The organism is Streptomyces sp. NPDC006283 (assembly GCF_040613325.1).
Taxonomy (GTDB): Bacteria; Actinomycetota; Actinomycetes; order Streptomycetales; family Streptomycetaceae; genus Streptomyces.
In genome coordinates this window covers 1-11,145 of sequence record NZ_JBEXRZ010000234.1, presented here as the reverse complement: position 1 = coordinate 11,145, position 11,145 = coordinate 1, and the positions used below count along the sequence as shown (strand labels likewise).

General features: G+C 71.8%; 10 protein-coding genes. 2 read left to right on the top strand and 8 right to left on the bottom strand.

All coding sequences use genetic code 11. From position 1 onward, the window contains the following. Positions 1 to 254 precede the first annotated feature (254 nt). From ABZ070_RS31355 to ABZ070_RS31325, 7 genes are all read right to left on the bottom strand, one after another. Entirely contained in the window at positions 255 to 1,442 is a 1,188-nt protein-coding gene (locus tag ABZ070_RS31355) for an acyltransferase (RefSeq protein WP_356638761.1), read from the bottom strand. Beyond that, entirely contained in the window at positions 1,439 to 2,473 is a 1,035-nt protein-coding gene (locus tag ABZ070_RS31350; protein ID WP_356638760.1) for an alpha/beta hydrolase, read from the bottom strand. Before ABZ070_RS31350 ends, ABZ070_RS31355 begins: the two co-directional genes overlap by 4 nt. A gap of 119 nt (positions 2,474 to 2,592) precedes the next feature. Then, on the bottom strand, positions 2,593 to 3,276 hold the full coding sequence (locus tag ABZ070_RS31345) for a response regulator transcription factor (protein ID WP_356638758.1): 684 nt from the start codon (positions 3,274 to 3,276) through the stop codon (positions 2,593 to 2,595). Further along, a complete protein-coding gene (locus tag ABZ070_RS31340; protein ID WP_356638756.1) occupies positions 3,273 to 4,616 on the bottom strand; it encodes a sensor histidine kinase in 1,344 nt (447 codons plus the stop codon). The genes ABZ070_RS31345 and ABZ070_RS31340 overlap by 4 nt, the downstream gene beginning before the upstream one ends. A 180-nt stretch (positions 4,617 to 4,796) precedes the next feature. Next, positions 4,797 to 5,663, bottom strand: a complete 867-nt coding sequence (locus ABZ070_RS31335; protein WP_356638754.1) for a DUF4429 domain-containing protein — start codon at positions 5,661 to 5,663, stop codon at positions 4,797 to 4,799. A gap of 84 nt (positions 5,664 to 5,747) precedes the next feature. After that, positions 5,748 to 6,950: an alpha/beta hydrolase gene (locus tag ABZ070_RS31330; protein WP_356638752.1), complete on the bottom strand. Its 1,203-nt coding sequence runs from the start codon at positions 6,948 to 6,950 to the stop codon at positions 5,748 to 5,750. 261 nt (positions 6,951 to 7,211) lie between these two features. Beyond that, on the bottom strand, positions 7,212 to 7,859 hold the full coding sequence (locus ABZ070_RS31325) for a TetR family transcriptional regulator (RefSeq protein ID WP_356638750.1): 648 nt from the start codon (positions 7,857 to 7,859) through the stop codon (positions 7,212 to 7,214). A 115-nt stretch (positions 7,860 to 7,974) separates the two neighbouring features. Between ABZ070_RS31325 and ABZ070_RS31320 the strand changes: the two genes are divergently transcribed. Both ABZ070_RS31320 and ABZ070_RS31315 read left to right on the top strand, forming a co-directional pair. Next, positions 7,975 to 9,588, top strand: a complete 1,614-nt coding sequence (locus ABZ070_RS31320) for an MFS transporter (RefSeq protein ID WP_356638748.1) — start codon at positions 7,975 to 7,977, stop codon at positions 9,586 to 9,588. A 151-nt stretch (positions 9,589 to 9,739) separates the two neighbouring features. Continuing rightward, positions 9,740 to 10,120: a peptidase inhibitor family I36 protein gene (locus tag ABZ070_RS31315; protein WP_356638746.1), complete on the top strand. Its 381-nt coding sequence runs from the start codon at positions 9,740 to 9,742 to the stop codon at positions 10,118 to 10,120. Positions 10,121 to 10,167: 47 nt separating this feature from the next. On the opposite strand, the gene ABZ070_RS31310 is transcribed toward ABZ070_RS31315, so the two are convergent. Beyond that, positions 10,168 to 10,965 (bottom strand): potassium channel family protein, encoded by a 798-nt coding sequence (locus tag ABZ070_RS31310; RefSeq protein ID WP_356638763.1) that lies wholly within the window; start codon positions 10,963 to 10,965, stop codon positions 10,168 to 10,170. Between the last annotated feature and the right edge of the window lie 180 nt (positions 10,966 to 11,145).

The following is an 11,145-nucleotide window of genomic DNA, read 5'->3' as shown; positions in this document are numbered from 1 at the left end:
GGACCGCCACGAAGACGGGCTTGTCGGCTTCCTCGATCTGCGTGGCGAGCGAGTCGGCCTCGGACTGCGAGAGCTGGCGGGGCTTGATCTTGCCGGTCTCCTCGGGGCGCTGCCCCGTGTCCTGCGCCTCCATTGCCGGCGGGGCTGGGGTTGGCCTCGCGGCGGGGCGGAGGTGGCTGGTCTCTTGTCGGGGTGCTGCCCCGAACCCTGCGCCTCCATCGCCGACGGGGCTTGGAGGGCCCCGGCCTTCACGCCTAGCCCACCGCGTACAGGGTGAAGCCCGCCGCCAGCACGCCTGCTCCCACTCGGACCGCTCGGCCGGCGCTCGGGGGCCAGGGCGATTCCAGCAGTCGGGCGTAGCGGCCGGTCAGTACGAGGAGGGCGGCGAAGAGCGGGAGCCATGCCGCCCGGCACAGGATCCAGCCCAGCGTCTCCGGCGGCGTGGTGAGGCCCGGGACCGCGCCGGCGAAGGACGCCGGGACGGCGGCCGCCAGCATGGCCGTCTGGTGCCAGCACAGGATCGTCATCGCCGACAGGTTGACCACGACGACCGGCGCCCACACCGCGGGCCGCCGCAGCAGCCTGCCGAGCCGGTCGCGCAGCAGGATCGCCGCGCCGCTCTGTGCCGCCGCGAGGGCGAGGACCAGCAGCGACGGCGGGTGGGAGTTGGTGCGGGTCTCGCCGGGCACGCCGACCATCGACGCCGGGTAGTCGAAAACGAGCAGCAGCACGGCGAACAGTGCCGCCCCGCCGACGAGCAGCCCGCGCGCGTGGCGTCGTCCGACGCGGCCCTCGCCCCAGCTGACGCCGAGCTGGTACGCGAACAGCCAGCCCGGCAGGATGTTCACCGCGCCCAACCACGCCGGCACGGCGTCCGCGTACGGGCCGTACCGCAGCAGGTCGACCACCGCGACCGCCCCCAGCAGAGGGGCCGCCGCCCACACGCCCATATGCCGTGCGGCGCGGACGCAGTACGGCGTCAGGGCCGTGATCACCGTGTACACGCCCACGAACCACAGGGGTTGCACCACCAGCGTCGCGCCGCTGCGCAACGTGTCGCCGGGCACACCGAGCCCGTGCAGGACGGGGACCATCGCCGCCCAGACGGCGGTGACGCCGATGACGGGCCTGCCGAGGCGGGCGACGCGCTGCCGCAGCCACGCACCGGTCGTGCCCGTACGGCGGTTGTACGACAGGACGGAGGCGTAGCCGCCGACCAGGAAGAAGATGCCGAGCATCTGCAGTACCCAGCTGACCGGCGCGAAGAAGCCGAACGCGGCGAGCGGGCTCGCGTTGTGCAGTGCGCCGTCCGTGTCGAGGGTGAAGCCGCCGAGCAGCCAGTGGCCGAGCGGCACGGCGAGCAGGGCGAGGGCACGCAGTCCGTCGATCGCCCGGTCGCGGTGCGCGGGCGTGCGCGCCTCGATCGTGTCCGCCCATCTCATCGGACGTCTCCCTCGGCAATGGCGGCGAACGCCCTCAGCGAGTCGGTGCCGGGTGCGAAGTAGCCGGTGTGGCCCTCTGCCCGCTCCGCCGGGACGCGGCGGGCGCCGAACGACGGCGCCGTGGGGTCGTTGCCGTGGCCGAGACCCGCGAACCGCACATAAGGAACCTTGGAGATCCAGTCCGACGGGTCCTTCGCCGCCCACACCCGTGCGTCCGTGCCCAGTGCTTTCACGTGGCGTGCGCGCATGCCGGGGGAGGCGAAGACGACGATGTCGCGGGCGTCGACCTCGTCCGCTGCGAGCCCGCACACGACGGACCCGTAGCTGTGGCAGAACAGCGCCGGTCTCGGAGCGCCGGTCGCGGTGAGCCCCTGGGTGAACCGGGCCAGCCGGGTCGCGCCCGCCTCCGCGAGATCCCCGGTCGCGGCGTCGACACCGACACCGACGGGCGTGGTGTAGCCGGTCCACACGACAACGGCCGTTGCGCCGCCGGTCGCGGCCCGCAGGGACTTCGCCATGGCGGCCGGAGTGCCGTACGGGTCGTTCGCCCGGTCCCGGTCGTAGGTCGCGGCGTCGATGTCGGAGCCGGGGACGATCACGGACACCTGACGGGCCCGCTCCACATCCCCGTACACCTCGGCCACCTGACCGCGGCCGCGCGGGTCGAAGGCGAGGATGCGCCGGCCTGTGAGCCGCTCGTACGAAGTGCCCCGGATCGCGAGGGAGTTCGCCTCGTACCGGAGTCGCACCGGCACACCGTCGAGGTTGCCGACGACAAGTGGATGGCGGCGGACGAGCTCACGTTCCTCGCGGCCGTCCAATGAGCGGAAGAAGGCCGCGACTTCGACGGGCGTCGCCACGGCCGGGTCGGGCAAAGGCCGTCCCAGGGAGGTGTCGGCGACCCACGCGGCGCTTCCCGGCGGCGGCCCGGTCACGGGCTGCTGCGTGCTGCCGGAGGCCCATCCGGTCGTTCCCGCGACCACGGTCGTCGCGAACGCGACAGCGACCAGGGTCCTCTCGTAGCGGCGCATGCGCCCGCCTCCTTCTTCCGGCTCCGTCGGTGTGGCGGAGAGGAAGGTAGGAAGCGAACGGGTAACGGTACGTCACACCCGAGGGCCAACTCGGGTGTCGTACCCGGGTATGACGAGGCTCAGCCGGCGGTGTCCCCCGGGCGCACCAGACCCGACTCGTAGGCGAAGATCACGGCCTGCGCCCGGTCGCGCAGGTCCAGCTTCGCCAGGACACGGCCGATGTGCGTCTTGACCGTCTGTTCCGCGAGCACCAGATGCGCGGCGATCTCCTGGTTGGACAGGCCGCGCGCGATCAGTTCCAGGACCTCGGTCTCACGGGGCGTGAGCCCGTTCAGCCGGAGCGACGGGTCCTTGCGCGGCGCGGGCCGCTGCGCCGCGAAGTCCGCGATCAGCCGGCGCGTCACCGACGGCGCGAGGAGCGCCTCGCCCGCCGCCACGATCCGTACGGCGGCGATCAGGTCCGCCGGCGGCGCGTCCTTGAGCAGGAACCCGGACGCGCCCGCGCGCAGCGCCTCGTAGACGTAGTCGTCGACGTCGAACGTGGTCAGCATCAGCACCTTCGGCCGGTGCACGACACCCGCCGGGGGTCCGAGCAGCTCACGGGCCGCCGCGAGGCCGTCCATCTCCGGCATCCGCACGTCCATCAGCACCACGTCGGGGTGCGCGGCGCGGCTGACCTCCACGCCCTTGCGGCCGTCCGGCGCCTCGCCCACCACGTCGATGTCGCTCTGCGCCGACAGGAGCGCGGCGAACCCCGCGCGCACCATGGCCTGGTCGTCGACGATGATCACGCGAATGGTCAACTGAGGTCCTCGGCGTCTTCGGTGGCTGCCGCGCCTTCGGTGGCTTCGGCGTCTTCTGCGGTCAGGGGCAGTCGGGCGGCGACCCGGAAGCCGCCGTCCGGCAGCGGGCCGGTGTCCAGGCTGCCGCCGGTCAACCGTACGCGCTCCCTCATCCCGACCAGCCCGTGCCCGGTCCCGGTCGTCTCCAGCGGCGAAGTGCGTTCCTCCGCCGGCCCGTTGACGATCAGGACGGTCAGGTTCGCGCCGTCCGACGTCACCGACACCCGTGTGGGCGCGCCGGGAGCGTGCCGCACGACGTTGGCCAGCGCCTCCTGCACGATCCGGTACGCGGACAGGTCCACCGTCTGCGGCACGGCCCCGAGGTCGGCGGCGAGCGACAACTCGGCCGGTACGCCGGCCCGTACCGTCGCCTCCACCAGCTGCTGCACCCGGTCCAGACCCGGCTGCGGGGCCCGCTCGCCCGCCACGCCCTCGCTCCGCAGCACCGCGAGCAGCCGGCGCATCTCGGTCAGGGACTCGCGTGCGCTCGACGCGATCGACGTGAACTCCTCGCGTGCGGCGTCGGGCAGACCTTCGATCCGGTAGGGCGCCGAGTCGGCCTGCACGGTGATCACCGACATGTGGTGCGCCACGACATCGTGCAGTTCACGGGCGATCCGGGCGCGTTCCTCGAGCAGGGTGCGCTGGGCGCGCTCCGCCTCGCTGATGGTCTCCTGGACGACCAGCCGGCGCTGGGCGTCCCCGCGTTCGCGCAGCGCGCCGGTGACGACGAGGACGACGCCGCTCAGCACGAAGAGCAGCAGATGAACACCGTCGCCGAGGTCCTGGGAGACGAGCTCGAACAGCAGCCCCGTCGCGCCGGTCGCCAGCCACACGGCCACGAGCCTGCGGCGCGGCTCGCGCAGGCCCAGGCAGACCATCAGCAGCAGATAGCCGACGACGATCATCGGGGTCCACGGCCATGACCTGCCGGGTGTGCCGTCCGCGCCCATCAGGGCGAGGGCGCCTGCGACGTCCGCGGCAAGGACGATCCACCAGGCCTGCAGCGGACGTGTCACGGCGAGCAGCAGCGGTGCGGTCTGCGCAGTGGCGAGAGCGCCGGCGACGGCGCCGCCCAGCCGGTAGTCCTGGGTCAGCACGGTCACCGTCACGGGCAGCAGCGTGGCGACGAACCCGAACACGACCGCGTACGGCATCAGCCGCAACCACCGGGTGCCGGCCTCGCCGAACAGGGGCGCGGTGGACGCGGAAGGCGTCCCGAACTCGGCGACGACCAGCCGCGCGCCGCGCCGAGCGGCGTCCATGGCGCGGGAGCGGAGGGGGGTGGGTGACTGCGGCATGACTGCTTCAGGGTAGGCGGGGGCGCCGGGCCGCGCGTCATACTCCGGGGGGTCGTCGCACGTCATACCGAGGTCCGACATCACATCCGGGGTGCCGGACCGGTGCCCGCGAAGTCGGCCCGTCCGGCGACGGGAAGGGGCGGGAAGGGGCGGCGCGGGAAACGGCCCCGCCCCACCTCCTCACAGCTCCGCCAGCAACTCCGCCTTCTTCTTCGTGAACTCCTCGTCCGTCACCAGACCCGCCAGGTGCAGATCCCCCAAGTGCCGTATCCGGTCCGCGATGTCCGCCGGGTCGCGGCGGGCCGACGGGGCCGTCAGGGCAGGAGCGGGGGTCTGGGTCCGGCTGCGGACGGACTCGAGCACCGCCGCCGCGAACGGCAGCGACTCGTGCACCGGCCCGTACCCGAGTCCGAAGACGACTGCCGCCGGGTCCTGGTCCGCCTGGCCGGCGTCCTGCGTGCCGTCGTCGCCCCGGCGCAGCAGCCGCAGGTAGCCGTCGAAGACCTCGGGCGAGCGCCATTCGACGCCGCTCAGCTCGGACACCGGGAAACTCTGGTCGCCGGCCTTCCACTTGGCGGACGAGGCCCCTGTCCAGAACCAGCGGAACGCCACCTTCGAGCCGTCGAAGGACGCCTTGCCGTCGTACGCCTTGAAGCCCAGCGGGGCCTGCGGCGCGCTGACGAGATAGCGGTCGGCGGGCTGGTCGGAGTCCGGGCCCAGCACGGCGTGCAGTTCGTCGGCGTAGTACTCGGCGAGCGTCTCGCGCTCCGCCGGCAGCACCAGCCGGTACGGATCGCACCCTTCCTTGAGCTGCCCGGCGGCCGCCTCCATCAGCGGGTCCGCGCCGGGTCTGGGGACAGCGTGCAGCACCACCGCGCCGCGCTTGCCCGGGGAGAGCGTCACCGATGCCAACGCCTCGTGCGGAATGCGGCGTTCGCGCAACGAGGACAGGAGCTTCGGCGTGCGGATCCCCCGTTCGAAGCGGATGAGCACGGAGTCGGTGTCGAACTCCCAGGTGGCTTGAATTCCGGCCAGCACATCACCCATGTGCCTCATCGTATGCGGCTCGCGCCCGCACGTCGCCCCTCGGCGGCAACCCCTTTTCGGCGTGATCTACGCGCGTCCGCCCGCTCAGGCACCGGAAATACCACTGCGGCACGTGTCACCGTCGCCTGCGCAGCTCAGGTTGGCGTAGGCGCCCACGCCTATGTCGGCGAAGTTGCGGACACTTTCGGTTCCCGGCTCGAAATAGCCGGTGTGGCCGACAGCGCCCGCCGCCGAAAGGACCCGCGCGCCGAACTCGGGGGTCACCGGGTCCTCGCCGTGACCGAGCCCGCCGACTTCCATGTGGGGGACGTCCTCGATCCAGTCGTCTGCGTCGCGCATCGCCCACACCCGGGCCCTGGAGTGCAGGTCGGCGACGTTCTCGGCCCGCATGCCGGGGCTGCCGGCAACGGCGACGTCGGCGACGCGTGAGGGCAGTTGGCGGGCGGCGACCCCGCACACCACGGAGCCGTAGCTGTGGCAGAACAGCGAGACCTTGGACCGACCGGGCAGCGCGTCGGTCAGCGAGACCAGCCGCACGGCCCCGTTCGCGGCGAGCCGCCCGATGGCGGACTCCATTCCGACTCCGACCGGGGTCGTGTAGTCGGCCCAGGCGATGACGGCCGTACGGAGACGGGGCGCGGCGGCCCGCTGCGCGGCGTACAGGGACTGGGCCATGCCGACAGGGGCGCTGTACTTGCGGGCCGTCCTTTGGAAGGTCAGCAGATTGGTGTCGACCCCGGGCACGATCACCGAGACCCGCTGCGCCTTGTCGAGGTCGCCGAAGACCTCGGCCACCCGTCCCGAGCCGGACGGATCGAAGGCGAGAATCTGCCGTTCGGGACCCATGAGCGCCTCGAACCGGTGCATCCGCCGGACGGCCTGGTGGTGGCCGGCCGCCGTCAGGCCGGCGTCCGCCACACGCTTGCGCTCATGGGCGAGGGACGCGGACAGGGCCTTGCGGTTGGCGCTGTAGCGCAGTGCGACGGGCGCGCCGTTGAGGTTGCCGACGACGTGCGGGTACTCGTCTGCGAGCCGGGCGCTGCCGGCGGTGCCGAGCGTTTTGAAGAACGCGACGATCCGGCGCGGCGGCGTGTCGAGGCCGGGCAGCTCGCGCGCGCCGACCCGCGCCTTGTTCCAGCCCGCCAGCTCGGCGGCGAGCGCGTCGCGAGGCCCGCGCTCGTGCCGTACCGCGGTCCAGCCGGTGGCTGTCAGCATCACGAACACCACCGCGAGGGCCAGCAGGGCGCGCCAAACGGTCGGGGTGGGGGAGGGGTCGAAGGAAGTCACTGCGGGACACCCTAGGAGAAGGGCGCGGGGCCACGCGAAGAGCGTGAGGCAGATCACGTGTCGGAAGGGGAATTGGCGGGGAGGAGGTCGACGTGGTGTGCGCCCGAGGCGCACGCTCCGGCGCATCCGCCGTGCGTGCGGGCCTCGTTGGTCCCTTGGCGCTCGTGGCGGCGGTCACATCCGCGCACATGGTGGCGACGGGCTCCGGCGCGCCGGGACCGCGTACGGCCCACATTGCGCGATGCGCCGGGTTACGGTGCGTCAGGACCTGTCCGGTGTACGCCAGCTCTGTGCGAGCGCCGGTCCTATCTGGTCGAGGTACGTCTCCGTCAGCGAGCGGATCGCCTCCAGGGTGGGGTCCCCGCTCTGCCCCCACAGCCGCCCCGTGGTCCGCATCACCCCGCTGAACGCCGCCACCACGACCCGTGGCCGGGGGTCGGTGTCGACGTCGAGTCCCTCTCGGTCGGCGATGAGCCGGGCCAGCGCCTCCTCCGTCTCCGTGGAGCGGCGCATATGGGCGGCGAGCAGCGCGGGGGTCGACTCGATCATCTGGAAGCTGCGCATGTGCAGATCGACGGGGACGATCTCCTCGACGGCCTCCCCGATGGAGTCCCAGGACGCGAACACCGCGTTGCGGAGCGCGTCGAAGGGTCCTTCCTGCGCGGGCCGCCGGCGCAGGGCCGCCACATAGTGCGACTCCATGACCTCCTGGACGGCGAGGGCGACCTCCTCCTTGGAGGCGAAGTACCGGAAGAAGGTGCGCTGGGAGACCTCGACGGCGTCCGCGATCTCGTCGACCGTCGTCCGTTCGTACCCCTGGCTGGTGAACAACTCGAGGGCGACGCGTACCAGCGCATCGCGGGTGCGCTGCTTCTTGCGGGCACGCAGTCCGGTCGGTTCGACCGTCACTTCATCGTCCTCATTTCCACGCTCTGACCTGCTCAGACTATCGCCGAGTCAGCTGTCAGTCAGCGACTAGTGAGCCCGTTTGTCAATTGTCAGTCGCTGACATTAATCTCATTGCATGACTAGTCAGACCACCGTCGAAAAGGCGCCGAGGGATCCCCAGGACTCCGCTCCGGCACCGGTCAAGGGGCTTCGCGGCCACCCCTGGCTGACCCTGTTCTCCGTGGCCATCGGCGTGATGATGGTCGCGCTGGACGGCACGATCGTCGCGATCGCCAACCCCGCGATCCAGAAGGACCTCGGTGCGTCGCTCTCCGAGGTCCAGTGGATCACCAACGGCTATCTCCTCGCCCTCGCCGTCTCGCTGATCACGGCGGGCAAGCTCGGTGACCGCTTCGGGCACCGCCAGACCTTCCTGATCGGCATCGCCGGCTTCGCCGCCGCGTCCGCGGCCATCGGTCTGGCCGACTCCATCGCCCTGGTCATCGTCTTCCGGGTGCTCCAGGGCCTCTTCGGTGCTCTGCTGATGCCGGCGGCGCTCGGCCTGCTGCGTGCCACCTTCCCCGCCGAGAAGCTGAACATGGCGATCGGCATCTGGGGCATGGTCATCGGCGCCTCCACGGCGGGCGGCCCCATCCTCGGCGGTGTGCTGGTCGAGCACGTCAGCTGGCAGTCGGTGTTCTTCATCAACGTGCCGGTCGGTGTCGTCGCACTCGTCTTCGGCCTGCTGATCCTCAAGGACCACCGCGCGGAGAACGCGCCGCGCTCGTTCGACATCCCGGGCATCGTCCTGCTGTCGGCCGCGATGGGTGCGCTGGTCTACGGCCTCATCAAGGCGGGGGAGTCCTGGGGTTGGGGCGGCTCCAACACCTGGATGTGCCTGGGCGGCGCGATCGTCCTCTTCGCCCTGTTCGCCTTCTGGGAGACGCGCGTCAAGGAACCGCTCATCCCGCTCGGCATGTTCCGCTCCGTCCCGCTCTCCGCCGGCGCCGTGCTGATGGTGCTGATGGCGTTCGCGTTCATGGGCGGGCTGTTCTTCGTGACGTTCTATCTGCAGGGCGTCCAGGGCCTCAGCCCCGTGGACAGCGGTCTGCGGCTGCTGCCGCTGACCGCCATGATGATCGTCTCCTCGCCGCTGGCGGGTGCGCTGATCACCAAGTTCGGACCGCGCGTGCCGCTCGTCGGCGGCATGGTCTGCACCGCGGTCGCGATGTTCGGGATGACCACCCTCACCGAGGGCACGAGCACGCTCACCGTCTCCCTCTGGTTCGCCCTCCTGGGCCTCGGCCTCGCCCCGGTCATGGTCGGCGCCACCGAGGTCATCGTCGGCAACGCCCCGCTGGAGCTCTCCGGCGTGGCAGGCGGCCTCCAGCAGGCCGCGATGCAGGTCGGCGGCGCGCTCGGCACGGCCGTGCTCGGCGCGGTGATGTCCTCCAAGGTCAGCGCCGAGTTCGCGGACAACTGGCAGGCCGCGGGCATCCCCGTCCCGCCGGACCCGAGGCTCGAGGAGGCCGCCGAGTTCGGTGCCGTTCCCGAGGAGCTCGCCAAGGCCCCCGGCATGACCCCGGACCTCGCCACCAAGATCGGTGACGTCATCCACGACACGTTCATGTCCGGCATGGGCCTGGCCTTCACCGTCGCTGGTGTCGTGGCGGTCGTCGCGGCCCTGGTCGCGATGCTCACCAAGCGCGGCGACAACGCGGAGGCCGGTGCGGGCGCGGCCCACATCTGACGTCGACCGCATGACTCCGACAGCCCCGCCGGGCCTCCCGGCGGGGCTGTCACCTATCCGGATGATCTTCGCCCGCCGGCCCTTCCGGGCGTCCGTCGCGGCAGGTCAGGCTGCGGTCGATCCATCAGTCACCGCACGGGGGTTGATCCGTATGCGCACGACATCTCTCGCCGCCGCCCTGGTCGCGACCGCACTCGTACCACTGCTGCTCCACCCGCCGCAGACCGCCGATGCCGCGCCCGCGCCGCCGCTCGGGGCGTGCGCGGCCGGTGAGCTGTGCCTGTGGGCGGAGAACGACTTCCGGGGCGTACGCAGCACCCACGAGCTCACCGGCACCGACATCGAGAGCTGTGTCCCGCTGGCGCCGGGCACCTCGGCGCAGGCGCTCGCCAACCGCACCGGCCGGCCCGTCACCACGTACCAGTCGGTGGAGTGCGCGGAGACCGGCGAGTTCGAGACCTACCCCGGCGGCGGTACCTGGGTCCCCAGGTCCCCGTACCGGGTGAGGGCCTTCAAGGTCTGGGAGAACTAGCTAGGCCCTGTCCGGGCCATCTTCTCGGTCACGCCGCGGGCTGATCCTCAAAGGTCGCCCGGACAGGACCTGGCGTCCTGCGCCGGTACCTCGGGCACGGGCGCGGGAGCCCCCGTGCCCGACAGCCGGGCCACCTCCGCCCGCAGGGTCCGCACCTCCGTCGTCAGGGCCTCCAGCAGCGCCGTCTGCCGCCGCTCCTCGGCGTCGTCCCGTTCGAAGCGGGAGATGAACCACGCCGCGATGTTGGCCGTCACGACACCGAGCAGCGCGATCCCGGAGATCATCAGCCCGATCGCGAGCAGCCGTCCGAGGCCCGTCGTCGGCGCGTGGTCGCCGTAGCCGACCGTCGTCATCGTGGTGAAGGACCACCACACAGCGTCGCCCAGCGTCTTTATGTTCCCGTCGGGTGCGTCCCGCTCCACGTGCAGCACCGCCAGCGAGCCGAACATCATCAGCCCCACCACCGATCCGCCGACATAGGTCGTCAGCGTGATCTGCGGCGCCATCCTGGCCCGCCGGCCCACCAGCATCAGCGTGGACACCAGCCGCAGCAGCCGCAGCGGCTGCACCAGGGGCAGCAGCATCGCCAGCAGATCCAGCGGGTGGCTGCGCACGAACAACCACTTGCCGGGCGCCAGCGCCAGCCGTACGAGATAGTCCGCGGCGAACGTCCCCCACACCACCCACTCCGCCACCTGGCACGCCGTGTGCACCGCGCCGGGCGCGCCCGGCGCGACGATCGGTACCGCGTAGGCGACAGCGAAGACGAGAGCCAGCGCCAGCAGGGGCGACTGCATGCGCTGTTCCCAGCGGATCTGGGAGGTTTGCTGCTTCATGCCAGGCATCGTAGGGAAACGGAACGGCGGCGGACCCCCTCGGGCCGCCGACGGGCTGCTCGTCCTCGCCCATCTGCTGAGCGCCCGCATCCGCGCGCGGTCCGCGGACGGATAGGCGAGCAGCACATCGTCGAACCCGGCCCGGGCCAGCCAGATCGACTCGTCCAGGGTGAACGACATGATCCCCGC